Source organism: Streptomyces sp. NPDC104371, assembly GCF_055583785.1.
On record NZ_JBVJNF010000010.1, the window covers coordinates 130,185 to 156,124 of the forward strand.

The window sequence follows — 25,940 nt, forward strand, 5'->3', positions numbered from 1 at the left end:
ACATGGCTGCTCAGTCAGTTGTCAGTACCTCCGCACACACCACCTCCACCTCCGCGGACACCTCGCGTCCCGTGGATCTCGGCCCCGCCGCCGCGCTGTCCTGCCGCGAGTGCGGACACCGGGTGCCGCTCGGCCCCGTCTTCGCCTGCCAGGAGTGCTTCGGCCCCCTGGAGATCGCGTACGACTTCTCGGCCTACGAGCCCGAGGAACTGCGCCGCACGATCGAGTCGGGCCCCGCGAACATCTGGCGCTACGCCCCGCTCCTGCCGGTCCCGGCGGATGTCGCCACCAAGCCGAACCTCAACCCCGGCTGGACCAAGCTCGTCAAGGCCGACCACCTGGCCCGCGAACTGGGCGTCACCGGCGGGCTCTATGTGAAGGACGACTCCGGCAACCCGACGCACTCCTTCAAGGACCGCGTCGTCGCCCAGGCGCTGGAGGCGGCGCGCGCCTTCGGCTTCACCACCCTGTCCTGCTCCTCCACCGGCAACCTCGCGGGCGCGGTCGGCGCCGCCGCGGCCAGGGCGGGCCTGCGCTCCTGCGTCTTCATCCCGCACGACCTGGAGCAGGGCAAGGTCGTCATGGCCGCGATCTACGGCGGCGACCTCGTCGGTATCGAGGGCACCTACGACGACGTGAACCGCTTCTGCTCCGAGCTGATCGGCGACCCGGCCGGCGAGGGCTGGGGCTTCGTCAACGTCAACCTCCGTCCGTACTACGCCGAGGGGTCCAAGACCCTGGCGTACGAGATCGCCGAGCAGCTCGGCTGGCGGCTGCCCGACCAGATCGTGGTCCCGGTCGCCTCCGGCTCCCAGCTCACGAAGATCGACAAGGGGCTGCGGGAGCTGATCGCACTCGGGCTCGTCGAGGACCGGCCGTACCGGATCTTCGGTGCGCAGGCCGAGGGCTGCTCGCCGGTGTCCGTCGCGTTCAAGGCGGGCCACGACGTCGTACGGCCGCAGAAGCCGGACACGATCGCCAAGTCGCTGGCGATCGGCAACCCGGCGGACGGCCCCTATGTCCTCGACATCGCGCGCCGCACGGGCGGCGCGGTGGAGGACGTGACGGACGCGCAGATCGTGGACGCGATCAGGCTGCTCGCCCGCACCGAGGGCATCTTCGCGGAGACCGCCGGAGGTGTCACAGTGGGCGTGACCCGCAAGCTCATCGAGAGCGGCGCCCTCGACCCGACGAAGACGACGGTCGTCCTCAACACCGGCGACGGCCTCAAGACCCTCGACGCGGTGGCCGGCACGGGCGCGACCGCGACGATCCGTCCGAACCTCGACTCCTTCAAGGCGTCCGGCCTCGTCTGACCTGTCCCGACCCGCCGTCCGTCTCTCTCCCCCCACCCGCCGTACCCAGACCGGAGGTCACCCGTATGAGCGTCACCGTCCGCATCCCCACCATCCTGCGCACCTACACCGGCGGCCAGTCCGAGGTGGCCGCCCAGGGCGCCACCCTCGCCGAGGTCATCGAGGACCTGGAGAAGAACCACACCGGCATCGCGGCCCGCGTCCTGGACGACCAGGGCAAGCTGCGCCGCTTCGTCAACGTGTACGTCAACGACGACGACGTCCGCTTCGAGCAGGGCCTTCAGACGAAGACGCCGGACGGCGCGGGAATCTCCATCATTCCCGCCGTCGCCGGCGGCTGAGGGTCGACTTCCCGCCACCGATGTGCCGCCCCCTCCGTCACGCGAAACGGAGGGGGTAATTCTTGGGGATTGAGCACGGTACAGTTGGGGAACACGCTCGGACCCTGTTAGCCGGGCGTTCTGAGTTCCTGTCTTCGTGTACGGCAAGAAATAGCCAAAGTAGGCAGGCCATTTGCGCCATTCGCTCCCTTTGTGGGGCCCGACTTGCCCTGAAGTCGGCCGAATTCTTCGTACATTCCCGACCGGCCATGCCCGGATTTCTCGTCCGACTGCCCTGTTGCAGAGGGCAGTTGGACAGATACATTCAGCCGCGGTCGACGCGTTCCGGCGCACGCCCCCAACCGTTGGGGGGTGAGGTCTGACCCGGATCCGCGAAGTGTGGATCTGTGCAAGGGCCAGTAATAGGGGAGTTAGGCATGGCTCAGGGCACCGTCAAGTGGTTCAACGCGGAGAAGGGGTACGGCTTCATCGCGGTCGACGGTGGTGCGGATGTTTTCGTCCACTACAGCGCCATCCAGATGGACGGCTACCGCACTCTGGAAGAGGGTCAGCGGGTCGAGTTCGAGATCTCGCAGGGCCAGAAGGGTCCGCAGGCGGACATGGTTCGCCTGGCCGGCTGAAGTGCGCGCCGACGACTGAACTGTTCGATGTGCCGAGGGGCTCGTATCCCACTGGGGGTACGGGCCCCTCGGTCTGCCCGGAAGCCGCCGCGGGGGTGCCCCGGGACCTGCGTCCGCAGAGGGTGATCGTGCCCCCGTCGTGTTCCCCATCGAGTCCGCTTTCGCGGCTGCGCCTTGCACTCGGAGGGGGCGAGTGCTAATCATTGGCGTTAGCACTCTGAAGGTGAGAGTGACAAAAGAAGGACCGAGTCGGTGAGGCCGTGGCCGGGTGGGGCAAGGAACCACAGGCCGGGGTCGTCCGTCGCGGGCGCGGGCGCGGTCCGAAGTCATCACCCCCAGTCCTGGGAGGACCACTTCACATGGCCAAGATCATCGCGTTCGACGAGGAGGCGCGGCGCGGCCTCGAGCGCGGCATGAACCAGCTCGCGGACGCCGTCAAGGTGACGCTCGGCCCCAAGGGTCGCAACGTCGTCCTCGAGAAGAAGTGGGGCGCCCCCACGATCACCAACGACGGTGTCTCCATCGCCAAGGAGATCGAGCTCGAGGACCCGTACGAGAAGATCGGCGCCGAGCTGGTCAAGGAAGTCGCCAAGAAGACGGACGACGTCGCCGGTGACGGTACGACCACCGCGACCGTGCTCGCCCAGGCGCTGGTCCGCGAGGGCCTGCGCAACGTCGCCGCCGGTGCCAACCCGATGGCCCTGAAGCGCGGTATCGAGAAGGCCGTCGAGGCCGTCTCCGCCGCCCTGCTGGAGCAGGCGAAGGACGTCGAGACCAAGGAGCAGATCGCTTCCACGGCCTCCATCTCCGCCGCCGACACCCAGATCGGCGAGCTGATCGCCGAGGCCATGGACAAGGTCGGCAAGGAAGGCGTCATCACCGTCGAGGAGTCCCAGACCTTCGGTCTGGAGCTCGAGCTCACCGAGGGTATGCGCTTCGACAAGGGCTACATCTCGGCGTACTTCGCCACCGACATGGAGCGTATGGAGGCCGTCCTCGACGACCCGTACATCCTGATCGCCAACTCCAAGATCTCCAACGTCAAGGACCTGCTCCCGCTCCTGGAGAAGGTCATGCAGTCGGGCAAGCCGCTGCTGATCATCGCCGAGGACGTCGAGGGCGAGGCCCTGTCGACCCTGGTCGTCAACAAGATCCGCGGCACCTTCAAGTCCGTCGCAGTCAAGGCCCCGGGCTTCGGCGACCGCCGCAAGGCCATGCTCGGCGACATCGCCATCCTCACGGGCGGCGAGGTCATCTCCGAGGAGGTCGGCCTCAAGCTGGAGAATGCGACCCTGGACCTCCTGGGCCGCGCCCGCAAGGTCGTCATCACCAAGGACGAGACCACCATCGTCGACGGTGCCGGTTCCTCGGACCAGGTCAACGGCCGCGTGAACCAGATCCGCGCCGAGATCGAGAACAGCGACTCCGACTACGACCGCGAGAAGCTGCAGGAGCGCCTGGCGAAGCTGGCCGGCGGCGTGGCCGTCATCAAGGCCGGTGCCGCCACCGAGGTGGAGCTCAAGGAGCGCAAGCACCGCATCGAGGACGCCGTTCGCAACGCGAAGGCGGCCGTCGAGGAGGGCATCGTCGCCGGTGGTGGCGTGGCCCTGCTCCAGGCCTCCCAGGTCTTCGAGAAGCTGGAGCTGGAGGGCGACGAGGCCACCGGTGCCGCCGCCGTCAAGCTGGCGCTCGAGGCCCCGCTGAAGCAGATCGCCGTCAACGCCGGTCTCGAGGGCGGCGTCGTGGTGGAGAAGGTGCGCAACCTGACCCCGGGTCACGGCCTGAACGCCGCGACCGGCGAATATGTCGACCTGGTCAAGGAAGGCATCATCGACCCGGCGAAGGTGACCCGTTCCGCGCTGCAGAACGCCGCCTCCATCGCCGCGCTGTTCCTCACCACCGAGGCCGTCATCGCCGACAAGCCGGAGAAGGCCGCCGCGGCCGCTCCGGGCGGCATGCCGGGCGGTGACATGGACTTCTGATCCTCCCGAGGATCGGACCCGTCCTGCACGGACCGAGGGCGGCACTCCCTGGCGACAGGGGGTGCCGCCCTCGGGCGTATCCGGAATCACACCCCGCGGGCCCGCCGATGCGGAATGCGGGGAACCGTGAAGCCGTTGGGATGGACGAACGCCGTATGCGTATGCATGTATCCGGCGTGCCCCACCCCCTTCCCTCGGCTTGGAGTTCCCTGTGTCTCTCTCCGCCTCCGCGTCCCGCGCGGCCGAGATCCTCTCCCGCCCCACGACGATCAACGGCCTGACGGTCCGGAACCGCATCGCGATGGCGCCCATGACCCGCCAGTTCTCGCCCGGCGGCATCCCCGGCGAGGACGTCGCGTCGTACTACGGGCGCCGCGCCGCCGCGGACGTGGGCCTGATCGTCACCGAGGGCACCTATGTGGACCACGCCTCGGCCGGTGAGAGCGACCGCGTCCCGCGCTTCCACGGCGAGGAGCAACTGGCGGGCTGGGCGCGGGTCGCCGAGGCCGTGCACGCGGCGGGCGGTGCGATCGTGCCGCAGCTCTGGCACATCGGCATGGTGCGCAAGGCCGGTGCCCCGCCGTTCCCGGACGCCCCGGCCGTCGGCCCCTCGGGCATCCGTCTCGACGGCACCGAGGGCACGGGCCGGGCCATGACGCGGCAGGACCTGGACGATGTGATCGCGGCCTTCGCCGGGGCCGCCGCCGCGGCGGAGCGCATCGGCTTCGACGGCGTGGAACTGCACGGCGCGCACGGCTACCTCGTCGACCAGTTCCTGTGGGCGGGCACCAACCGCCGTACGGACGCCTACGGCGGCGACCTCGTCGCCCGTACGAAGTTCGCCGCCGAGATCGTGGCGGCCGTACGGGAGGCGGTCTCGCCCGAGTTCCCGGTGCTCTTCCGCTTCTCGCAGTGGAAGTCGGACAACTACGACGCCAGGCTCGCCGAGACCCCCGAGGAGCTGGAGGCCCTCCTCACCCCGCTCGCCGCGGCCGGTGTGGACGCCTTCCACGCCTCCACGCGCCGCTACTGGCTCCCGGAGTTCGACGGCGCCGACCTCAACCTCGCGGGCTGGACGAAGAAGCTCACGGGCAAGCCGACGATCACGGTCGGCTCGGTCGGCCTGGACGGCGACTTCGTCCGCGCCTTCGCGGGCGAGGGCGCCCCGGTCAAGGGCATCGACAACCTCCTGGACCGGATGGAGTCGGACGAGTTCGACATGGTCGCCGTCGGCCGCGCGCTGCTCCATGACCCCGAGTGGGCGGCGAAGGTCCTGCGGGGCCGTTTCGACGACCTGAAGCCGTACGACGCGGCGTCCCTGAAGACGCTGAGCTAAGGACTAGTCCAGCGCTGCCGCCCGCTCCAGTGCCGTGCGCAGACGGCCTTCGCTCTCCGCGAGGAGCCGGGCGGCCGAGGGGCCGTCCACGTCGGCCAGGATCGTCAGGATCGCGTTCTTGACCTCGCCGTCCGTCGCCGTCAGGGCGCGCTCGATCTCCTCGTCCGGCGCGCCCGTCGCCAGCGCCACGATGCGGCGCGAGCGGGCGCGCAGCTTGTCGTTGGAGGCGCGGACGTCGACCATCAGGTTCCCGTAGGTCTTGCCCAGGCGGATCATCGTGATCGTCGAGAGCATGTTGAGGACCAGCTTCTGCGCCGTCCCCGCCTTCAGCCGCGTCGAGCCCGTGATCAGCTCGGGGCCCACCACGACCTCGATCCCGTGCTCGGCGGCGGCGGCCAGGGCGCTGTCCGCGTTGCAGGACAGGCCGACGGTGAGCGCGCCGAGCGAGCGGGCGTGCGTCACCGCGCCGACCGCGTACGGGGTGCGGCCCGAGGCCGAGATACCGACCACCGTGTCACGGGCGGTCAGCTCCAGCGCGTCGAGGTCGCGGGCCGCCAGCTCGCCGGAGTCCTCCGCGCCCTCGACCGAGGTCACCATGGCGCCGGGGCCGCCCGCGATCAGGCCCACCACCTGGGCGGGGTCCGTGTTGAACGTCGGCGGGCACTCGGAGGCGTCCAGGACGCCGAGCCGCCCGGCGGTGCCCGCGCCCGCGTAGACGAGCCGGCCGCCGTGGGCCATGCGCGCGGCGAGGGCGTCGATCGCGGCGGCGATCTCGGGCAGTCGCGCGGCGACCGCGCCCGCCACGCTCGCGTCCTCGCCGTTCATGAGGGTGGCGATCTCCAGCGTCGGCAGCCGGTCGATCTCGGCCAGCTCGGGACGGAAGGCCTCGGTGGTCAGGGTCTCCAACTGGGCGCGCAGATCACGGGGTTCGGACGTGGGGGAGGTCATCGCGGCTGACTCTTTCCGGTGCGGCGTCACTGCTCTGGGAGAGGGGGCGGGGCTAGCGCTTGGTTCCGCCGCGTGGGCTGTGGCGGTGGGCGAGGGCCTCGTACGAGGCGGACAGGGCGGGCGCGGCGGTCTCGTAGGTCCGTTGTGCCACGCCGATGAACAGACAGTCCACGACGAGGAGTTGACTCGTACGGGACGACATCGCGGCAGGCCGCAGCTCGCTCTCGCGCGCCGTGGACGTGGTGAGGATGTGGTCGGCGTACTGCGTGACGGGCCCGTCGGGGCGGCCGGTGATCGCGACGGTCGTCGCACCGCGCTCGAAGGCGACGCGCAGTGGTTCGATGACGTCCCCGGTGGAGCCGGAGTGCGTGATCGCGATCGCCACGTCCTTGGCGCGCAGTTGCACGGCGTTGGTGACGGCGAGATGCGGGTCGCTGTGCGCATGGGCTATGAGCCCTATCCGCAGCAGCTTCTGCGCGAGGTCCTGGGCGACGAGTCCGGACGCCCCCACCCCGTACACATCGACGCGGCGCGCGGCGGCGAGCGCCGCCACCGCGGCCCCGAGCTGCACGGTGTCGAGCCCGGCCGCCGTGTCGGCGAGGGTCTGCTGTTCGTCGTAGGCGAGCTTGGCGACGACGTCCGCGAGCGGGTCGTCCACCGCGATGTCGGCCGTGACGGACGGGGCGCGGCCGGACTGCTGCTGGGCGGCGAGGCCCGCGAGCGCGAGGCGCAGATCCCGGTAGCCGGGGTAGCCGAGGAGGCGGGCCGTGCGGACGACGGTGGCCTCGCTGGTGCCGGTCAGCTCGGCGAGCCCGGTGACGGTGAGCGCCGCGCAGCCCGCCGGATCCCCGGCGACGGCCTCGGCGACGCGCTGCATGGACCGGGTCATGGAGGGTGCGAGGGTCCGTACCTTGGCGGCCAGCGCGGCGGGAGCGGGCGGCGTACCGGAGCCCACGGGGGCGCGCGCGAAAGTTTCCTTCACATCCTGGGTCACACCATGAAAGATATTTTCGACTCGTAGCGATGGTCAAGACTGCGCACAATAGGGGCATGAAACCCATCACCCCCCAGGAACAGGCCCTGCACGCGGCTCGCGCGCTGGTGCTCGCCGATCTGGTCGCGGGGGAGGTCGCCAAGGCGGACGTCGTCTCGCTCGTCGAGGACTCCGTGGTCCAGCGGCGCTGGTGGGTGGAGCAGTGGCCCGAGGGCGCGGAGTACGTGGCGGGGCTGGTCGCGCAGGACGTGCAGGACGCGCTGCTGGAGCGGTACGGCCGCTGGCCGCTGTGTCCCGTCTGCCCCTCCGGCGGCCCGCACGCCCTCGATGTCGAGCCCGAACTGGGCCCCGACCCGCACTGGGTGTGCCACAAGGCCGGGGTGCGGGTCGCGGCGGTGGGGTCCCTGGGGCGGGCGACGGGCGCGATGCCGTCCTCCTGAGCCGGGGACCGGCGGGTTCAGCGGGTCAGCGCGTAGGTGTACGTCTGCTCGTCCTCGGCGACCCGGCTGAACCCGGCGCGTGTCACCACGCCCTGCGAGGGGAGGTTCGACCGGTCGATGACGGCCGTGAGCGTGCTGACGTCGTCGCGTGCCAGCGTCCGGTCGGCGAGGGAGCGCAGCGCCTCGGTCGCGTAGCCGTGGCCGCGGGCGCCCGCCACCAGGTCGTAGCCGATCTCGACCGTCCCGTCCGCGTCCGGGGCGCTGTGGAAGCCCATGGCGCCGACCGCGAGACCGTCCTCGGCACGGACGAGCACGAAGACGCCCCACTCCGGCCGGTACTGCCCCGCCTCGTACGCCTTCACCAGCATCCCGGCGGCGTCCCGCGTGCCCTCGAAGGGGCCGCCGTCGAGCCAGTCGAAGCCGCCCGTGCCGCCCTGGGCCAGGTCGGTGGCGCGCGCCGGGGTGAGGCCCTCCAGGGTGAGCCGCTCGCCCAAGATCACCACGTTGTTGGCCCAGCGCCAGTCGGTCACCGGGGCGCGGCCGGGCAGATCGCCGCGGCCCGTGGCCCACAGGAGCGTGCGCCAGGGGGCCGGGCCGGGCTGGACCCGCGGGAAGATCCGGGTCAGCACGCCCTCGCACAGCTCGGCGGACGGCTCGTAGGCGAGGCCGAGCCCCTCCGCGATGTCGTGCGTGTGCAGCAGTACTTCGGCGATGCCCATCGCGGCGAACCCCTCGCGGTCCGCGCTGCGGAAGGGCCACGGGTGGAAGGCGCGCACCGCACGGGGCGCGGTGTCGACGGCGGCGGCGAACAGCGCCCCCGTCAGCTCGATCCCCTGCACCGCTTCCTCGTTGTCGGCTTCCTCGTCCAGGGTGATGTCGAAGGCCAGATACACGTCCTGCGCCCGCCCGGCCAACTGCGCGGCGTACGTGACGAGATCGCTCGTGATGTGCCCGGCGGTGAAGCGGCAGCTCCACGTCAGCCGACCGGCCCGTACCTCTTCCCAGTCCCGGTCCGTCGCCGTACGCAACACGGCCGCGCATCCCGCGACGGCCTCCTTCACCTGTTCCCCACCCATGATTCGCATGCCGGTGAGGATAGGTTCTGTCAGGCCTCGCTCCGTACCGGATTTTCCACCGCCGCCGGTGCCCCCGCCACGACCCGCGACGTTCCCCCGCGCCGCTGCAACCGCAGGGAGAGGGCCGCCGCGCCCAGGCCGGTCACGGTGAGCGCGGCGCCCGCCCACGCGGTCGACAGATAGCCGAACCCGCCGTCGATGACCGCGCCGCCGAGCCAGGGGCCGCTCGTGTTGCCGAGGTTGAAGGCCGCGGTGGTGGTGGCACCGGCCAGTGTGGGGGCGGCCCCGGCCACGTTGAACATCCGGGCGTTGAGGGCGGGGGCGGTGTAGAAGGACGAGACGCCGAGGAGGAAGGAGATCAGGACGGCCGCGGTGGCGAACTGCCCGAGGAGGGCGAGCGCGACCAGGAAGACGGTCGAGGCGCCGGTACCGGTCAGCAGAACACCGAAGAGATGCGCGTCGGCAATCCGTCCGCCGATCGTCGTGCCGATGACCGCGCCGATGCCGAACAGGGCGAGCACGGTGGGCACCCAGCCGGAGTCGAGCCCGGCCACCTTGGTGAGCAGCGGCGCGAGGTAGCTGAACGTGCAGAAGACACCGCCCGCGGCCAGCATCACCGTGATGATGCCGAGCCAGACCTGGGGATCGCGGTAGACCAGGACCTCGCGGCCGAGGCGCGGCTTCTCCTCCGGGAGCGGGATCTGCGGGATGAGGGTGGCCACACCGACGAGGGCGACGGCCGAGGCGGCGGCCACGGCCCAGAACGCGGACCGCCAGCCGAGATGCTCCCCGAGGAAGGCGCCCACGGGGACACCGACCACGTTGGCTATCGACAGACCGCCGATCATCACCGCGAGCGCGCGGGCGCGGGCCCCCGACGACGCCATGGCGACGGCGACAGAGGCACCGACCGCCCAGAACCCGGCGCAGGCGAGCGCGCTGACCACACGGGACGCGAACAGCACGCCGTACGACGGCGCGAGCGCGCCCGCGACCTGGCCGATCCCGAACAGCGTGATGAGCGAGATGAGCGTGGTCCGCCGCGGCAGCCGCAGGGTGGCCACGGCCAGCAGGGGAGCGCCGACGACCATGCCGATCGCGAACGCCGAGATCAGCAGCCCGGCCCGGGGGATCGAGACATGCATGTCCTCGGCGATGGGCGGAAGCAGCCCGGAGAGCATGAACTCACTGGTCCCGAGCGCGAAGACGGACAGTCCGAGGATGTAGACGGCCAGGGGCATGCGAGGGCGTGCGGTGGGTGCGGGCATGTCCGTGGGCAACGCCGTCCGGCGCCGCGGCATTCCCGCGCGTCAGACGTCCAGCCGTGCCAGCTCGCCGCGGAGGTTGCGACGGGCCGCCTCCGCCCACGTCCGCTCTCCGTACGGGGTCCGGAACATCCGTTCCTGGCCGAGGAGTTGACGCAGCAGCGCCGCGCGCGCCGTACGGAACACCTGCTCGGGGACGAAGGCGTACTCCGCCCGGACCGCCGCCGTGTAGGTGGCGTACGTCTCCTCGGGCGCCGCCAGGATCGCCAGGTCGGCGTCGCACAGGACGGCGCCGTTCGCGTCGCCGGGTGCGGGCGCGTGGTCGGCGGTGAGCCGGACCAGCCGGGCGACCTCGGTCGTCGTGGCGCGCTCCACCCCGGCCTCGGGCAGCGCCCGCTCGGCGAGACGGGCCGAGCGCTCCTCGTTCTCCGAGTGCTCCGGCCGGTAGACCGCGTCATGGAACCAGGCTGCGAGGCGCACCGCGTCGGGATCGTCGGCGTACGCGGCGAGCCGGTCGACGTGATCCAGGACAGCCACCAGATGGCCGACCGTGTGGTACCGGCGCTGCGGCTCCGACCAGCGGCGCAGCAAGTTCTCGGCGTACGGCGCGGCGTCGGGCTCCGCCACGCCCCGCCGCACGGCCAGCAGGGTCCGCGCCCAGCGGGAGCGCAACGCGTCGAGATCGGTCATCCGGGCATTCTCCCGTGCAGACAGGCGTCGGAGCCTAGGGCCTTTCGTTTGGATCAGGCCGGATCAGGGAGCGGGGTCTGGTGCCGTGCTTCGCAAGGCGGAGGAGGGCGGCAGGGCGGAGTCCTGCCAACCGACGACAACGCGGCGAGGTGCGGTGCCAGGGCCCGCGAGCCCGGCATGATCCAAACGAGAGGCCCTAGCGTGGGCGCATGACCAACACAGATCTGCAAGGAGAGGTACGAGACCCCGAGCTGCCCGGCCGGCTGCTGACCGTCGAGCGTGACGCGCTGATCCCGCTGCTGCGGGCGCGTCCGGACGCGGACTTCGCGTTGCCGACCGCCGCCTGTCCGGGGTGGACCGTGCGGCATGTGCTCGCGCACTGCTCGTCCGCGCTGGCCCGGGTGGTGGAGCACCGGTTCGAGAAGGGCGTGTTCAGCCCCGAGGCGAACGACCGCGACATCGCCGAACGCGCCACCTGGACGAACGCCCGGGTCGTCGACGAGCTGGAACGGGGGATGACCGAGGCGGGGGCCGCGATCGCGCGGGCCGGTGGCGTGCTCGACCTGGTGGCGCTCGGGGAGTGGGTGCACGCCGGGGACGTACGGGAGACGTTCGGGGAGCCGGGGGCGTACGCGGGGGACGGGCTGCCGTACGCGCTCGCGCTGCTCGCCCACCTCACCCGCGAGCGGGGGCATGTGCCGCTCCACGCGGACCTGGACGACGCCGACGAGCCGCTGCGTCTCGGCGAGGTGGACGGGCGGCGCCCCCCGGCCCGGTACATCGGTGACACGCCCACCCTGATGCGGCTCTACTCGGGCCGCCCGCTCACGGGGACGCGGTACGAGCTGGCGGGGGTGGCGGAGCGGGAGCTGTGCCTCTTCGAGTGAGTGGCTTCCGAGTGGCCTCCTTCGACTGAGTACCCTTCAATTGGACTAGACCTGTAGCAGCGCCAGGGGAACACGACGGAAGGGGCCCTATGAGCACGCGTGCAGTCCTGGAGGTGATCGCCCTCGACGCCGAGGACGCCGTCGCCGCTCAGGCCGGAGGCGCGGACCGCCTCGAACTGGTCGCCGACATGGCCGCCGACGGGCTCACCCCGCCCGTGCCGACGTTCGCCGCGATCCGCGCCGCCGTCGACCTCCCGCTGCGCGTGATGCTCCGGCTGCGGGACGGGTTCGCCGCCGGTGACGTCGAGGTGCTCGTCCGCACCGCGTGCGAACTGCGCGCGGCCGGAGCCGACGCGTTCGTGCTCGGCTTCCTGGACGAGAGCGGCGGACCCGACCTCCCGGCCCTGGAACGGCTGGTCGCGGAGCTGGACGGCTGCCGCTGGACCTTCCACCGCGCGATCGACCGCGCCGCCGACCGCGCGGCCCTGCGCAAGCAACTCGCCGACCTGCCGGGCCTGGACACCTACCTCACGGCGGGCTCGCCGGACGGCGTGGACGACGGCCTGTCCACCCTCGCCGCCGAGGCGGCCCGCGGCGGCGAACCCGGCTACACCCAGCGGCTCCTGGTCGGCGGCGGGCTGCGCCTCGACCATGTGCCCCGGCTGCGCGCGGCCGGTGTGGACGCCTTCCACATCGGCGGCGCGGCCCGCCCCCACGGCTGGCACGCACCCCTCTCGGCGGAGGCGGTCCGCGCGTGGCGCACGGCTGTCGACGGCTGAACCGGGGACACCTGGGGCAGGTGAGGGCAGGTCACAGGTGCATATCCGCCACGTAGTTGTTGTGTGCGGGGTTGTCCCCCGACGATCACCACACGCGCGCGGACGTGCATAGTAGGGGCGGGCCGGCCATGCCGGTGCATGACAAGAACCAGCCACGGGGAGACCACGCTCCATGCCATTCATACGCCGCCGAGGCATCACGGCCGCAGCCGCCGTGATCGCCGCGGTCCTGGTGACCACCACCGCCTGCGACAGCAAGACGAAGGACGAGGGCAAGGCGTCCGCCTCGTCGTCAACGCAGGCGGAACAGCACGATCCGGGCGTCGACACCGGTCAGGACAAGGGCGGGTTCTCGCTCGGCGGCTACAAGCTGCCCGACGGCATCCCCACCGACCTCACCGGTCAGGCCATGCAGAAGTGGAAGGACGGCGGCTGGGAGGACTTCGGCGACTGGAAGTCCAAGGCCGAGGAGTTCGCCAACCCGTACATCAAGGACTTCTGGACGCCCGAGCGGGTCGCCGAGGCCAAGTCGAACATCCCCGGGGTCACCGCGGCGAGCAGCACCAGCACCAACTCCGGTGGTGGCCAGACGTACATGTGGGCGCCCGACGGCACGGTGAAGCGCAAGGCCGCGACGCGGGTGAAGACGACGTACCACCGCTACGCGCCGCCCGTGGGCAAGATCTTCTTCAGCACCCCGCAGGGCAGCATGGTGTGCTCCGGCGCGGTCGTCACCGACCCCGCGCACCCCGGCAAGTCCAACCTGGTGTGGACGGCCGGACACTGCGTGCACGCGGGCAAGGGCGGCGGCTGGTACCGCAACATCGCCTTCGTGCCGTCGTTCGACAACACCGGCCGCTACAACATCCAGCAGGCGAGCCAGAACATCCGCTCCACGTCGGTCTCGCCGTACGGTATCTGGTGGGCGAACTGGGCCACCACGTCGCAGAACTGGATCAAGGGCGGCGCCCACCAGGGCACCGTGGCCTCCACCTACGACTACGCCGTGCTGCACGTGAAGCCTGAGAAGGGCCACAAGTCCCTTCAAGAGACCGTGGGTTCGGCGCTGCCGGTGTGGTTCAACGCGCCCGCGGCCAACAAGGTCAAGAACATGGCGGTCCGCGGCTACCCGGCCGAATCCCCCTACGACGGCTCGAAGATGTACGACTGCCGCGGCGCGACCAAGCGTTCGGTGCTCGGCTACAGCTACCCGAGCAAGTACCCGGCGATGTACATGCTGGGCTGCACGCTCAACGGCGGTGCCTCCGGCGGCCCTTGGTACATGGTGCACAACGGCCATGTCTACCTGGTGTCGGACAGCTCCCTGAGCGACCGCAGGTCCTATGTGACCGGCCCGCGACTGGGCGCCAACGCCAAGCAGGTGTACCTGGCGACCAGCAACAAGTTCAAGAAGTCCAACTGACCTCTTGAAGGCTCGACTTCACGGCCCCCGGCGCCTCTCGGCGCCGGGGGCCGTGTCGTTCAGCCGAGTTGGGGCGGCAGCGGTGCCGCGTGGGTGACGATCAGGCCCGAGACCGCACGGGTCAGGGACACGTACAGGCGGCGCAGGCCCGTGCGTTCGTCGGGCTCGCCGTCGACGACGGCCCGCGGCTCGTCCAGGACCACGTAGTCGTACTCCAGACCCTTGGCGAGCGACGCCGGGACCAGGGTCAGCCGGGTCTCCCGCGTGGTCTCCTCACCCGGGCCGAGATGGCCGATCCCGGCCGCGGCGAGCGACTCGGCGAGCGCGGGGATCCGGGCGTCGGCGGCGATCAGGCCGATCGAGCCCTCCTGCTTCAGCAACTCCTCGCAGGCGGCGACGACTTCGCGGTCCGCCTCGATCGCCCGCACCTCGAAGAACCCGGGGTTCTCGCGGACCGACGCGACCGGGGCGAGGCCCGGCGCGATGTGCGGCAGCAGCCGGGAGGCGTACGCGATCACGTCCGTCGGCACCCGGAAGCCCGCCGTCAGCTCCTCGACCACCGCCTCCGACTTCCCGAGATGCGTGAGCGCCTCCTGCCAACTCCGCGTCGCCCAGGGCGTGGTGCCCTGCGCGAGATCGCCGAGCACGGTCGCCGAACCGGTCGTGCAGCGGCGGCCGACGGCCCGGTACTGCATCGGCGAGAGGTCCTGGGCCTCGTCCAGGACGACATGCCCGAGGGAGTGCGTGCGCTCGACGAGATCGCTCGCCTCGTCGATCAGCACGGCGTCCGCGGGCGACCACCGGGCGGACTTCACCGACCGCACCGGCTTCGCCCAGAGGATCTCCTTCTGCTCGTCCTCGTCCAGGATCCCGTCCGCGTGCTCGGCGAGGAAGTCGGCGTCGGTGAGCAGCCTGAGGACCAGCTTGGCCGGGTCGACGGGCGGCCAGATCGCCTTGACCGCCGCCTTCACGGCCGTGTTGCGGGCGACGGCGTCCTGCACCCGGTCGTCCGGCGCCTCCCCGGCCCGCTCCATCTGGACGAGCACCGCGTGCGCGATCCGCTGCGGCAGGGCCTCGCGGGCGGCGCCGTAGCGGATGTCCCGGTCCTGCAACTGCCGGACGATCTCCTCCAGTTCGTACGCGGGTACCCGCCAGCGGCGCGAGCCGCGCACCACCACGACCGGCTCGGTGGGCGGCGTGACATGCGAGTGGACGGCCCGGCGCAGCACCTCGGCCATCCGGGCGTCGCCCTTGACCACGGCGGCGCTCGCGGTGTCACTGCCGCGCACCTCGACCTGCGCGACGAGGTCGTCGACCGTCGCCTGCTTGACCTCCAGCTCGCCGAGCGCGGGCAGCACCTGCTCGATGTAGTGCAGGAAGGAGGCGTTGGGGCCGATGACGAGGGTGCCGGTGCGGGCGAGCCGCTCCCGGTGGGCGTAGAGCAGATAGGCGACCCGGTGCAGGCCCACGGCGGTCTTCCCCGTCCCCGGCCCGCCCTGCACACAGACGGTGCCGGACAGCCCGCTGCGGACGATCTCGTCCTGCTCGGGCTGGATGGTGGCGACGATGTCGCGCATCGGGCCGACGCGCGGGCGCTCGATCTCCTGCTGGAGCAGCTTGCTGGTGGTCGCCGCCTCGGCCGGGTCCGAGAGGTGCTCGTCCTCGTACGCGGTGAGGTCGCCGCCGGTGTAGCCGAAGCGGCGGCGCAGCGCGACGTCCATCGGGTCCTTCTTCGAGGCCCGGTAGAACGGCTGGGAGACGGGCGCACGCCAGTCGATCACCATCGGGTCGCCGTCCGCGTCGTGCACATGGCGCCGCCCGATGTAGAAGCTCTCGCCCGCCGCGCCCTCCGCCTGCTCGGCGCCCGGGGCGTGCAGATAGTCGAGGCGGCCGAAGAAGAGCGGGGTGTGGCTGAGGTCGGCGAGGGCCTTGATGCGGTCCTCGATCTGACGGCTGAGGACCTCGGCGTTGACCCAGTTCGCGGTGACATCGCGGATGTCGAGGTTCTTCACGTCCTCGCGCATCGCGCGCAGCGCGGCCCGGGAGGCGGTGAGGTGGGTCTGCTCGCGGACGAGGGGGTCGGGGGTGGTCGGGACGGACGGCGTGGACACGGGAGGGTGCCTCCGGGCGGGATCGAGCGACGTCGGGTACGCGGGGGGTGGCGGGCCGGGCCGTCGCGGTGGCGGTGAGGAATCAGCCGTCCGCGGGGTGGCCGGCGGTCATGCCGTCCGGTTTCCGTCCGGACGACGGCTCTCCGTGAAGGGAGGCAGGCAAGGGAGGGGATTGTAGAAGAACACGGATGCGGCGGCCACTGAATATCGGCGGCCCGCTATGTCACGCCCATGTGCACGTCCATCCCCGTCCCCGTCCACCCGCGTCTCCGTCCATCTCCGTCCATGGTCCGACGCCATTCGGGTCGCGGGGTTCCACCATGGGGAGCATGAGTGCAGCAACCGTTCCCGGTGGGCCCGGAGCGACCGCCCTCGGCCGGGTGCACCGCCACCGCCTCGGCGACGCCCTGCACGCCGTGCAGGTCTACACGGGCGCCGCCTTCGACGTCCTGCTCTTCGGCGAGTACTGCGAGGAGGCGGGTCTGCGGCGCCGTGGCAGCCACGGCGCCCTGCGGTACCTCAGCTCTCCCCGGCGAGCAGCTCGTCCGCGTCCATGATCCGGTAGGCGTAGCCCTGCTCCGCCAGGAAGCGCTGGCGGTGGGCGGCGAAGTCCTGGTCGATGGTGTCGCGCGCCACGACCGAGTAGAAGTGCGCCTGATGCCCGTCGGCCTTGGGCCGCAGCACGCGCCCCAGCCGCTGGGCCTCCTCCTGCCGTGACCCGAAGGTCCCCGACACCTGGATGGCGACGGTCGCCTCCGGCAGGTCGATGGAGAAGTTCGCCACCTTGGAGACGACGAGCACGCTGATCTCGCCCTCACGGAAGGCGTCGAAGAGCTTCTCGCGCTGCGCGTTGGAGGTCTCGCCCTTGATGACGGGCGCGCCCAGATGCTCGCCCAACTCGTCGAGCTGGTCGATGTACTGCCCGATGACGAGGATCTGCTGCCCGGCGAAGCGCCGCACCAGCGCCTCGGTCACCTTCCGCTTGGTGTCGGTGGTGGCGCAGAACCGGTACTTCTCCTCCGTCTCGGCGGTGGCGTACGCGAGCCGCTCGGAGTCGGTGAGGTTGACCCGCACCTCCACGCAGTCGGCGGGCGCGATGTAGCCCTGCGCCTCGATCTCCTTCCACGGCGCGTCGAACCGCTTCGGGCCGATCAGGGAGAACACGTCCGACTCGCGGCCGTCCTCGCGTACGAGCGTCGCCGTCAGCCCGAGCCGGCGGCGCGCCTGGAGGTCGGCGGTGAACTTGAAGACGGGCGCGGGCAGCAGATGGACCTCGTCGTAGACGATGAGGCCCCAGTCGCGGGAGTCGAACAGCTCCAGGTGCGGGTAGACGCCCTTCCGCTTGGTCGTCAGCACCTGGTAGGTGGCGATGGTGACCGGGCGGATCTCCTTCCTCGTACCGGAGTACTCGCCGATCTCGTCCTCGGTCAGCGAGGTGCGCTTGACCAGCTCGTGCTTCCACTGCCGGGCGGAGACGGTGTTGGTGACGAGGATCAGGGTGGTGGCCTTGGCCTGGGCCATGGAGCCCGCGCCGACCAGCGTCTTGCCCGCGCCGCAGGGCAGGACGACGACCCCGCTGCCGCCGTGCCAGAAGTTCTCGACGGCCTGCTTCTGGTAGGCCCGCAGGGACCAGCCGTCCTCGCGCAGCTCGATGGGGTGCGCCTCGCCGTCGACGTATCCGGCCAGGTCCTCGGCGGGCCAGCCCAGCTTGAGCAGCGTCTGCTTGATCTGCCCGCGCTCGGAGGGGTGGACGGCGACGGTGTCCGGGTCGATCCGGGCCCCGACCAGCGGGGCGATCCGCTTGGACCGCAGCACCTCTTCGAGGACGGGCCGGTCGGTGGAGGTGAGCACCAGCCCGTGGGCGGGGTGCTTGGTGAGGGTCAGCCGTCCGTAGCGGTCCATGGTCTCGGCGATGTCGACGAGCAGCGCGTGCGGTACGGGGTAGCGGCTGTACTGCACGAGCGCGTCCACGACCTGCTCGGCGTCGTGCCCGGCCGCGCGCGCGTTCCACAGCCCGAGCGGGGTCACCCGGTAGGTGTGGATGTGCTCCGGCGCCCGCTCCAGCTCGGCGAACGGGGCGATGGCCCGACGGCAGTCGTCGGCCTGCTCGTGATCGACTTCGAGGAGCAGGGTCTTGTCGGACTGAACGATGAGCGGACCACTCACGCGCGGCATCCTTTCCATGGGGCCAAACGTCCAGTGTGCCTCATTCCGGGATGATCACCGCTGGTGTTCCTGGCTGTTCATGGCGGTTCCACGGCCGTTCCGCGGCTGTCTCATGGCTGCTCGTCCGCGGGCTCGGCCACCCCCGTGACCCGGTGCAGCGCGTAGGTACGGACCTCGTCCGCCGTGTGGTCGTAGGCCGTGACGAAGCCGCCCTCCACACGGACGGGGGCGATGAGCCGCTGGGAGGCGGCGCCCTCGGCGTTGACGTAGCCGATCCACAGGGAACCGCCGGTGAGGACGGCCGCCTGCACGGTGGCCAGGGTCTCGGCGGCGCTCGTACGGGGCAGTTCGCCGCCCGTGGCGGGCACCCCGCCGGACTTGCGCGGGGCCGTGGCCGCCAGATCCCCGGCGCGGATCGCGCGCAGGGCCGCCGTGAGCAGCGCGGCGTCCGGGGCCGGGGGTCCGTCCGGGACCGGCGCCGGGGCGGTGCGCGGCGGGGTGCGGCGGGTGTGCGCGCGGGCGATCAGGACATCGCCCTCGGCGGACTCCGCGGCCGGGGCGAAGCCGAGCGAGCGCAGTCCGTCCAGGAGCGAGGCCGGGTCGGTCTGGGCGGCCAGGACCGTCGGGGCCAGGCGGCGCAGCCGCAGGGAGGCCGCGCGCTTGTCGGCGAGGATCTCGTTCAGCACGGCGTCGTCGTCGCAGCGTACGTACGCCGAGGCCGCCCCCACCCGCAGATGCCCGTGCCGCCGGGCCACGTCGTCGATCAGATAGGAGAGCGGCTGGGGGACGGGGGTGCGGGAGTGCGTGGCGAGGAACGCGTGCAGATCCGCGGCCGAGCGGCCCGCGTCCAGGGCGCGGCGTACGGAGGCGGGCGTGAAGCGGTAGACCGTCGCGCCGCCCTTCGACTCGATGTCCGCGAGCACCCCGAGCACCTCGGCCAGCGGGCGCTCCAGCGGGCCGGGGGCCACCGCGGTCAGATCCGCCTGGAGCAGCACATGGTCCAGCGGCTCGGGGAGCAGCGGCGCGAGGAGCCGCGCGGCGTGGGAGGCCGCTGTCGTCCGCTCCGCGGTGGTGCGGGGGCCGTCGTGGACGGGCCGGTGGTGGCGGTGGCGCACGGGGAGCTTGTCGCCCGGACCGGCCGGGGGCGGTGCCTGGCCGGGGTGCGGGCCGAGCAGCGCGCGACCGTGCGCGGACAGCGCGCCGCGGCCGGTCACGCCCAGCGTCTCGGCCTCCGACAGCGTCCAGCGCGCGAGGCGGCTGCGCAGATCGTCGCCCGCCGTCCGGTCGCCGCGCGGCGGACGCTCCCAGCTCAGCCGGGCCAGGATCGACTCGGGGGTGGGCGAGGCGCCGTCGGGGAGCGCGGCGAGCAGTTCGAGGACGCGGTGGCGGACCTCCGGCGCGGCCGAGCGGTCGAGGCCGGGGCCGAGCGCGGAGAGCGTACGGTCTTTGGCGTCCCGGCCGCCGACCAGGCCCGGTGTGCGGGTCGCCGTGAGCCAGGCGGTGGCGAGCCGGGTCCAGCGCTCGGCGGGCGGCAGCTCGCGCCACTCGTCGTACGCCGGGGTCGCCGCGTACCGCTCGTCGACCTCGCTGTCCGCTGCCAACAGGCCTGCCGCGTAAGCGAGTTCGACCCAGAAGGCGGCGGCGGGCTCGGGCAGGTCGAGGGCCACGGCCGTCCGCTTGAGGTCACGGACGCTCAGGCCGCCCGCGCGCAGCACCAGCGGCCCGCCCTCGTCCCAGTCCCGCAGCAGCTCCTCGACCGTCGCGAGCGCGGTGTACGCCTGACCGGCCGCCGAGGCGTCCACCCCCTGGGGACGGTGCGTCGCGGCGGTCTCCACGGCGGGCGGGAGCGGCTCGGTACGGCGGTGCGCGTGACCGTCGCGCAGATGCAGGGCCACCTCGCGGGGCAGGACGACCGTGCCGGGCGCCGTCGGCAGCAGCAGGCCCCGGTCGAGGAGCCAGCGCAGATGCGGCGCCGGGCGCGGGGTGACCTGGCCGTACGGCGGCCCCCACACCAGCCGGGACAGTACGTCGAGGGACTCGGCGGGGGCCGCGGCGAGGAGCGCGGAGGTACGGGCGCGGTCGGTGAACAGGGCGGTGAGCGAGGCCACGGCGGACACCGCGTCATGCGTGGTCGGCAGCCCGGTGGCGGTCAGGATCTCCTGGACCCGGCCGGGCGACATGCCCGCGGTGGCCTCGGCGACGGTGGGGCCGAGACCGGTGGGAGAGGGGTGCTGCGGCGAGGGGGCGAGCATCTCGCGGGCCGTGCGGACCAGCCGGAGACGCTCGTCCGTGCCCCAGACGAGGGCCTGTTCGCGCAGGGTGCCGAGGGCGCGGGGGAGCGCCTCGGCGGTCACGGGGTCGGCCTCCGGGCCGCCGTCGCCCGCCAGCAGACGCAGGAGCTCGTCGTACGTCGCCGGGTCCGCGGCCACCGCCAGGGCCTGGGCGGTCTGTAGAGCGAACCGGTCGAGGCGCTCCAGCGCGCGGACCACGCTCGCGCGGGTGGCGGCACGGGCGGCGAGCTGCGCGAGGTCGGTGGGGACGGGCGTGATGAGGTCCGGGCGGGCACACAGCAGGGCGGCGAGGGAGGCGTCGTCCCGCGCGCGCAGAGCCTCGGCCAGCGAGCGGGGGGCCGCGGGGGCCGGGGGTTCCTTGCGTGAGTGCGCCTCGGGGGTCATCCGATCAACGGTAGCGGGTGAGACCGGGGTGGGGCCGGGGTGTGGGGGGTTCGGCCGGGTGCGGCGTACGGGGGTGGCCGACGCGGAGGCCGGTCGGGAGACTCCCGGTGACGGTGCGACCGGGAAGCCTGGGTTGGGGGGCGGTCGGGGCCGAACGCCTGAGGTGGTCGACGTGGAGGACGGGTGCGGTGGACGCGGTGGTCGACACGGGGCCGGTCGGGGGACCCCGGTGACGGGGGGAGCGGGATACGGTACGACGGGTGAACCCGGCGCACCCCGGAGGGACTTCGTGGGGATCGAGAGCGATCAGTTGGTCTTCGACTATCTGAGCAAGGTCGGCGACCTGGCCCAGCAGCAACAGCTTCCGTCGGGCGCGCGCATGCGGCTCGTCTCCGGGCTGCGCCACGAGATCGACCGCAGCCGCGCGGGGTCCGCGGCCGACAACCCGGCCGCCGTGCGCCGCATCCTCGACCGGCTCGGCACCCCCGACGAGGTCGTGGCCGCCGCGTCCACCGACAGTCCGGGCGCCGCCGCCCCGAGCCCCGTCGTCGACGTCCCCGCCCAGCGCGCGGACTCGGCGGACACCCGCCCCCGCGCCCGGGGCCTGCGCCGCGCCGTACCCCGCCCGCGCGCGGCCGAGCCCCGGCCCGCCGACACCTCCGCGAACGCCCCCTCCCCGCCCCACCTGGCCGGTGCGCACGAACTCGGGGACAGCGCCACCCGGCCCGACTGGTGGCGCACGGACGGTGGCAGCGCGTTCGGGCTCGGGGACAGCGTGCCGGGGTTCGTCGGTGGCCTTGAGGTTCCGGAACTGCTGAAGCCGCCGGTATCGGAGGAGGAGGCAGTTCCGGCCAAAGAGAAGCCGACCGAAGGGAAGTCGGCTGACGAAGAACCCACTGACGAGAAGCCCGCCACCGTCCCGCGCCCCCTGCTGCCCCGCCTCGGCCGCGGCCTCAGCGGCCGTCGCAACCCCCTGCTGCTGCTCGCCGCCCTGTTGCTGGTCGCCGGCGCGATCACGGGCAGCCTGATCGCCCTGGGCCTCGGCTGGCTCATCGCCTGGGCGTCCCGCAGACTGACCCCCGCCGAGTCCAAGTGGGCCGTCATGGGCATGCCCGGCCTGGTGGCCGCCGCGGGCATCATCTGGCTCTGGGGCCGCACCGACCACCGCTGGGGCGACCCGATCGCCCAGGGACAGATGTCCGACGCGATCGCCCAGACCTGGCCCTGGGTCGTACGCGGCGCGGCCATCGCCTCGGCCCTGTACCTGGCCTGGCGCTCACAACGGGAACGGTGAGACGCGGGCCTACGCGGTACGCCCCCGACAACCCGCCATCCGTACGAAGGAGCCCTTCGCGGGGCGAGGACAATGGGGCATATGACCTCTCGTGCCTTCACCGTCGGCTTCGATCTCGACATGACGTTGATCGACTCCCGGCCCGGCATTCATGCCTGCTACCGGGAGCTGTCCGCGCGGACGGGGACCTATATCGATGCCGATCTGGCCGTCACCCGGCTCGGGCCGCCGCTGTCGGACGAGTTGGTCAACTGGTTCCCGGTGGAGCGGATCGAGGCGATGGCCGATCTCTACCGCGAGATGTATCCGACGATCGCGATCGCCGCGACGCCCGCCATGGTCGGTGCGCGTGAGGCGATCGAGGCCGTGCGGGCCGCGGGTGGCCGGGCGATCGTCGTCACCGCCAAGTACGAGCCCAACGCCGAGCTGCACCTGGAGCACCTCGGCATCGAACCCGACGCGGTCATCGGCGACCTGTGGGCCGAGCGCAAGGCGGAGGCGCTGCTGGAGCACGGCGCGGCGGTCTACGTCGGCGACCACACCGGTGACGTCCGGGGCGCCCGGCGCGCCGACGCGTACTCCGTCGCCGTCGCCACCGGCCCCTGCGGCGCCGAGGAACTGCGGGACGCGGGCGCGGACGTCGTCCTGACCGACCTCACCGAGTTCCCCGCCTGGCTGACGTCGTACGCGTCCCGGTAGCACCGGGCCGCCTGCCTACGACTTGGCGGCGCGCGCCCGCCTGCGGCCCTCCGCGATCGACTGGAGCAGCCCCGCTCCGGCCATCAGGAAGCCCACGGCCATGAGCATGCTCAGGCCGAACATATAGGTCGGGAACGGCGTCGCGCCGAGCAGCATCGGGGCCACGGTGACCAGCGTGGCCACCGCTCCGAGGAAGAACACGATGACACCGGCACGGATCAGCCAATCACCGGCCGCCGGGGAATTCGCTTGGGTTTTGTCACGCACCCCACCAGGGTAGTTCCCAGCGCGAGGAACAACTCGGCGGCGTCTTGTCACCGGCCCCTGGACCATTAGCCTTGGTACCGGCGGGTCCGTGGCGACCCGCTGTAGTGCTATCCAGAGCTGTTTTGCACCGTGCAGACGCAGTTTCCGACGAGTACGAGGACGAGGACAGACGTGCCCACCGGCAAGGTCAAGTGGTTCAACAGCGAGAAGGGCTTCGGCTTTCTCTCCCGCGACGACGGCGGCGACGTCTTCGTCCATTCCTCGGTTCTCCCCGCCGGAGTCGACTCCCTGAAGCCGGGGCAGCGCGTGGAGTTCGGAGTGGTCGCCGGTCAGCGCGGCGACCAGGCGTTGTCCGTCAGCGTCCTGGATCCGACGCCCTCGGTCGCGGCGGCCCAGCGCAAGAAGCCGGACGAACTCGCCTCCATCGTCCAGGACCTGACGACGCTCCTGGAGAACATCACGCCGATGCTGGAGAAGGGCCGCTACCCCGAGAAGGCCTCCGGCAAGAAGATCGCGGGCCTGCTGCGCGCGGTCGCCGACCAGTTGGACGTCTGACCGCGCGCCGGACCGTCCGGCCGACTCAGGGGAACGCGAGCGCGTTCGGGCCGAGGGGCGGCAGCAGCCCCTCGGCCGCCGCGCGCGTGAGCAGCCCCCGGATCGCGGCGTAACCGGCCTCGCCGAGGTTCGCCGTGAACTCGTTGACGTACAGCCCGATGTGCTGGTCGGCCACCGCCGGGTCCATCTCCTGCGCGTGCGCCATGACATAGGGACGCGACACCTCGGGGTCGTCCCAGGCCATCCGTACCGACGTCCGTACGGACTCGGCGAGCAGCCGCAGCGTGTCCGCGCCCAGCGTGCGCCGGGCGATGATCGCGCCGAGCGGGATCGGCAGCCCGGTGGTCCGCTCCCAGTGCGCGCCCATGTCGGCGAGCTTGTGCAGGCCGTAGTCCTGGTACGTGAAGCGCGCCTCGTGGATGACGAGCCCCGCGTCGACCTTCCCGTCCCGCACCGCCGGCATGATCTCGTGGAACGGCATGACGACGATCTCGCCGACCCCACCGGGCACGGTGTCCGCGGCCCACAGCCGGAACAGCAGATACGCCGTCGACGTCTCGCTCGGCACGGCGACCGTCCGCCCCCGCAAGTCGGCCCCCGGCTCCCGGGTGAGCACCAGCGGACCGCAGCCCCGGCCCAGCGCCCCGCCGCACGGCAGCAGGGCGTACTCGTCGAGGACATGCGGCAGGACGCCGTACGACACCTTCAGAACATCGAACTCACCGCGCTCGGCCATGCCGTTGGTGATGTCGATGTCGGCGAAGGTGACATCGAGCGGCGGCGCGCCCGGGACCCGGCCGTGCGCCCAGGCCTCGAAGACGAACGTGTCGTTCGGGCAGGGCGAGTAGGCGATCTTCAGGGGCGTGCTGGATGCGGTCATGCGGGGTTCCAACCCTCCAGGACAGGTGCGAGCTTCCCGAAGCCCTCGGTGAGTGCGGTCAGCGCCTCGCCGATGCGCCAGGCGGCGCGGTCGCGCGGGCCGACCGGATTGGAGACGGCGCGGATCTCCAGGACGGGGACGCCGTGCGCGGCGGCGGCCTCGGCGACCCCGAACCCCTCCATGGCTTCGGCGAGCGCGCGCGGATGGCGGGCGCGCAGTTCGGCGGCGCGGGCGGCGCTCCCGGTGACCGTCGAGACGGTGAGGACGGTCCCGGTCAGGGCCCCGGTGGCGGCGGCGACCTCTCGTACGAGTGGCTGCGGCGGGCGATGGTTGACGGTTCCGAAGCCGAGCGCGGTGACCGGCAGGAAGCCGTCCGGGGTCTGCGCGCCGAGGTCGGCGACGAGGATGTCGTCGGCGACGACGAGCGAGCCGACGGGCGCGTCGGGCGCGAAGCCGCCCGCGATCCCGGCGCACACGACGAGGTCGTACGGGGCACCCCGCAGGGCCGCGGCGGTGAGCGCGCAGGCGGCGGAGGCCGCGGCGAGGGCGGGGCCGACGCCCGCGGCGAGCAGATCGAACGCGCCGGTCCGGCGCAGGCTCACCCCGGGGAGCGCGACCTCTTCGGCCGGGGACGCGAGCGCCTCGGCCACCGCGTCCCGTTCGACGGGGACCGCGGTGGCCACGAGCACGCGCGGGGAGGACGTGGTCAGGAGTTCTTCTTGAACTTGAACGTCCACAGGCCCGTCAGCGTGTTCTCGCCCTGCTTCACGGAGACACGGGTCGAGCTGCCGCTGGCCCCGTACTGCGCGTTGAAGAACACGCTGCCCGGGATCGTGCGGTACGTCTTGGTGCTGGAGTCGGTCAGCGGCTGACCGTTCAGCAGGATCGTCCAGCCCTTGTCCGCGATGCTCGGGTCGACGCCGAAGCGGACCGTGTCATCGGGGTCGACCGTGATCGACTGGACGTCCTTCGCCGTGAGGCACTTCGTCGCCTCGGCGGCGCTCACCGCCTTGCCGTCGTGGTAGCAGTCGGTCTGAGTGCTCACCGTGTTCGTGCCGACCGTGACGGTCGCCATGGGCGTCGGCTTGTCACAGGCGGACAGCAGGAGAACTCCGGCGGAAACGGCGCCGAGGGCGGCTACGGTGCGGCGGGAACGCAGTGCGGTCATGGCCGAAGGCTATCGGGCGTGTCCAGTT

At 72.1% G+C, this 25,940-nt stretch carries 25 protein-coding genes; 13 read left to right on the forward strand and 12 right to left on the reverse strand.

Annotated elements, in window-relative coordinates:
* Positions 1–2: 2 nt before the first annotated feature.
* The 5 genes from thrC to ACZ60T_RS27250 all read left to right on the forward strand — a co-directional run bounded on the left by thrC (position 3) and on the right by ACZ60T_RS27250 (position 5,595).
* Positions 3–1,316, forward strand: coding sequence for a threonine synthase (thrC, locus tag ACZ60T_RS27230; RefSeq protein WP_469668241.1), 1,314 nt, complete (start codon positions 3–5; stop codon positions 1,314–1,316).
* A 65-nt stretch (positions 1,317–1,381) separates the two neighbouring features.
* Positions 1,382–1,657 carry a MoaD/ThiS family protein gene (locus tag ACZ60T_RS27235; protein ID WP_365624721.1) on the forward strand — a complete coding sequence of 92 codons (276 nt, stop codon included), beginning with the start codon at positions 1,382–1,384 and terminating at the stop codon, positions 1,655–1,657.
* 416 nt (positions 1,658–2,073) lie between these two features.
* On the forward strand, positions 2,074–2,277 hold the full coding sequence (locus tag ACZ60T_RS27240; protein ID WP_009339379.1) for a cold-shock protein: 204 nt from the start codon (positions 2,074–2,076) through the stop codon (positions 2,275–2,277).
* Between the two features lie 359 nt (positions 2,278–2,636).
* Positions 2,637–4,259 carry a chaperonin GroEL gene (gene groL, locus ACZ60T_RS27245; protein WP_365624718.1) on the forward strand — a complete coding sequence of 541 codons (1,623 nt, stop codon included), beginning with the start codon at positions 2,637–2,639 and terminating at the stop codon, positions 4,257–4,259.
* Positions 4,260–4,470: 211 nt separating this feature from the next.
* Positions 4,471–5,595: an NADH:flavin oxidoreductase gene (locus ACZ60T_RS27250; protein ID WP_365624715.1), complete on the forward strand. Its 1,125-nt coding sequence runs from the start codon at positions 4,471–4,473 to the stop codon at positions 5,593–5,595.
* A gap of 3 nt (positions 5,596–5,598) precedes the next feature.
* On the opposite strand, the gene murQ is transcribed toward ACZ60T_RS27250, so the two are convergent.
* Positions 5,599–6,543 carry an N-acetylmuramic acid 6-phosphate etherase gene (murQ, locus tag ACZ60T_RS27255; RefSeq protein WP_469668242.1) on the reverse strand — a complete coding sequence of 315 codons (945 nt, stop codon included), beginning with the start codon at positions 6,541–6,543 and terminating at the stop codon, positions 5,599–5,601.
* A 52-nt stretch (positions 6,544–6,595) separates the two neighbouring features.
* Entirely contained in the window at positions 6,596–7,537 is a 942-nt protein-coding gene (locus ACZ60T_RS27260) for a MurR/RpiR family transcriptional regulator (protein WP_365624709.1), read from the reverse strand.
* 56 nt (positions 7,538–7,593) lie between these two features.
* On the opposite strand from ACZ60T_RS27260, the gene ACZ60T_RS27265 reads away from it, so the two are divergent.
* Positions 7,594–7,977, forward strand: coding sequence for a hypothetical protein (locus ACZ60T_RS27265; RefSeq protein WP_365624706.1), 384 nt, complete (start codon positions 7,594–7,596; stop codon positions 7,975–7,977).
* A gap of 17 nt (positions 7,978–7,994) precedes the next feature.
* Here the strand turns inward: ACZ60T_RS27265 and ACZ60T_RS27270 are convergent, their stop codons facing one another.
* From ACZ60T_RS27270 to ACZ60T_RS27280, 3 genes are all read right to left on the reverse strand, one after another.
* A complete protein-coding gene (locus ACZ60T_RS27270; RefSeq protein ID WP_469668243.1) occupies positions 7,995–9,062 on the reverse strand; it encodes a GNAT family N-acetyltransferase in 1,068 nt (355 codons plus the stop codon).
* A 20-nt stretch (positions 9,063–9,082) separates the two neighbouring features.
* Positions 9,083–10,294: a Cmx/CmrA family chloramphenicol efflux MFS transporter gene (locus tag ACZ60T_RS27275; protein ID WP_469668356.1), complete on the reverse strand. Its 1,212-nt coding sequence runs from the start codon at positions 10,292–10,294 to the stop codon at positions 9,083–9,085.
* A gap of 69 nt (positions 10,295–10,363) precedes the next feature.
* Complete coding sequence (locus ACZ60T_RS27280) at positions 10,364–11,008, reverse strand: HD domain-containing protein (RefSeq protein WP_469668244.1); 645 nt, start codon at positions 11,006–11,008, stop codon at positions 10,364–10,366.
* A 209-nt stretch (positions 11,009–11,217) separates the two neighbouring features.
* On the opposite strand from ACZ60T_RS27280, the gene ACZ60T_RS27285 reads away from it, so the two are divergent.
* The 3 genes from ACZ60T_RS27285 (at position 11,218) to ACZ60T_RS27295 (ending at position 14,097) form a co-directional block, all read left to right on the forward strand.
* A complete protein-coding gene (locus ACZ60T_RS27285) occupies positions 11,218–11,895 on the forward strand; it encodes a maleylpyruvate isomerase family mycothiol-dependent enzyme (protein ID WP_469668245.1) in 678 nt (225 codons plus the stop codon).
* Between the two features lie 89 nt (positions 11,896–11,984).
* Entirely contained in the window at positions 11,985–12,674 is a 690-nt protein-coding gene (locus ACZ60T_RS27290; RefSeq protein ID WP_469668246.1) for a copper homeostasis protein CutC, read from the forward strand.
* A gap of 172 nt (positions 12,675–12,846) precedes the next feature.
* Positions 12,847–14,097, forward strand: coding sequence for a trypsin-like serine peptidase (locus ACZ60T_RS27295; RefSeq protein ID WP_365624688.1), 1,251 nt, complete (start codon positions 12,847–12,849; stop codon positions 14,095–14,097).
* A gap of 59 nt (positions 14,098–14,156) precedes the next feature.
* On the opposite strand, the gene ACZ60T_RS27300 is transcribed toward ACZ60T_RS27295, so the two are convergent.
* A complete protein-coding gene (locus ACZ60T_RS27300) occupies positions 14,157–16,121 on the reverse strand; it encodes a HelD family protein (RefSeq protein ID WP_469668357.1) in 1,965 nt (654 codons plus the stop codon).
* A gap of 416 nt (positions 16,122–16,537) precedes the next feature.
* Between ACZ60T_RS27300 and ACZ60T_RS27305 the strand changes: the two genes are divergently transcribed.
* Positions 16,538–16,765, forward strand: a complete 228-nt coding sequence (locus ACZ60T_RS27305; RefSeq protein ID WP_365624685.1) for a hypothetical protein — start codon at positions 16,538–16,540, stop codon at positions 16,763–16,765.
* On the opposite strand, the gene ACZ60T_RS27310 is transcribed toward ACZ60T_RS27305, so the two are convergent.
* Together ACZ60T_RS27310 and ACZ60T_RS27315 are read right to left on the reverse strand one after the other, a co-directional pair.
* A complete protein-coding gene (locus tag ACZ60T_RS27310; RefSeq protein WP_365624682.1) occupies positions 16,728–18,374 on the reverse strand; it encodes a DNA repair helicase XPB in 1,647 nt (548 codons plus the stop codon). The genes ACZ60T_RS27305 and ACZ60T_RS27310 overlap by 38 nt on opposite strands.
* 110 nt (positions 18,375–18,484) lie before the next feature.
* Positions 18,485–21,049 carry a helicase-associated domain-containing protein gene (locus ACZ60T_RS27315; RefSeq protein WP_469668247.1) on the reverse strand — a complete coding sequence of 855 codons (2,565 nt, stop codon included), beginning with the start codon at positions 21,047–21,049 and terminating at the stop codon, positions 18,485–18,487.
* 289 nt (positions 21,050–21,338) lie between these two features.
* On the opposite strand from ACZ60T_RS27315, the gene ACZ60T_RS27320 reads away from it, so the two are divergent.
* Complete coding sequence (locus ACZ60T_RS27320) at positions 21,339–22,343, forward strand: hypothetical protein (RefSeq protein WP_469668248.1); 1,005 nt, start codon at positions 21,339–21,341, stop codon at positions 22,341–22,343.
* Between the two features lie 81 nt (positions 22,344–22,424).
* Positions 22,425–23,042 carry an HAD family hydrolase gene (locus tag ACZ60T_RS27325; RefSeq protein ID WP_469668249.1) on the forward strand — a complete coding sequence of 206 codons (618 nt, stop codon included), beginning with the start codon at positions 22,425–22,427 and terminating at the stop codon, positions 23,040–23,042.
* Between the two features lie 15 nt (positions 23,043–23,057).
* Here ACZ60T_RS27325 and ACZ60T_RS27330 read toward each other — a convergent pair whose 3' ends face one another.
* Positions 23,058–23,309 carry a hypothetical protein gene (locus ACZ60T_RS27330; RefSeq protein WP_365624669.1) on the reverse strand — a complete coding sequence of 84 codons (252 nt, stop codon included), beginning with the start codon at positions 23,307–23,309 and terminating at the stop codon, positions 23,058–23,060.
* A 171-nt stretch (positions 23,310–23,480) separates the two neighbouring features.
* Here ACZ60T_RS27330 and ACZ60T_RS27335 point away from each other — a divergent pair, with 171 nt between their 5' ends.
* Positions 23,481–23,864 carry a cold-shock protein gene (locus ACZ60T_RS27335; RefSeq protein ID WP_365624666.1) on the forward strand — a complete coding sequence of 128 codons (384 nt, stop codon included), beginning with the start codon at positions 23,481–23,483 and terminating at the stop codon, positions 23,862–23,864.
* Between the two features lie 25 nt (positions 23,865–23,889).
* Here ACZ60T_RS27335 and ACZ60T_RS27340 read toward each other — a convergent pair whose 3' ends face one another.
* From ACZ60T_RS27340 to ACZ60T_RS27350, 3 genes are read right to left on the reverse strand one after another with little or no spacing between them, the layout of a single operon-like run.
* On the reverse strand, positions 23,890–24,744 hold the full coding sequence (locus tag ACZ60T_RS27340; protein ID WP_365624663.1) for a 1,4-dihydroxy-6-naphthoate synthase: 855 nt from the start codon (positions 24,742–24,744) through the stop codon (positions 23,890–23,892).
* The gene (locus ACZ60T_RS27345; RefSeq protein ID WP_469668251.1) at positions 24,741–25,481 is read right to left on the reverse strand and encodes a futalosine hydrolase; all 741 of its coding nucleotides are present in this window, start codon (positions 25,479–25,481) and stop codon (positions 24,741–24,743) included. Before ACZ60T_RS27345 ends, ACZ60T_RS27340 begins: the two co-directional genes overlap by 4 nt.
* A complete protein-coding gene (locus ACZ60T_RS27350; protein WP_365624657.1) occupies positions 25,451–25,912 on the reverse strand; it encodes a DUF2771 domain-containing protein in 462 nt (153 codons plus the stop codon). Before ACZ60T_RS27350 ends, ACZ60T_RS27345 begins: the two co-directional genes overlap by 31 nt.
* Positions 25,913–25,940 lie beyond the last annotated feature (28 nt).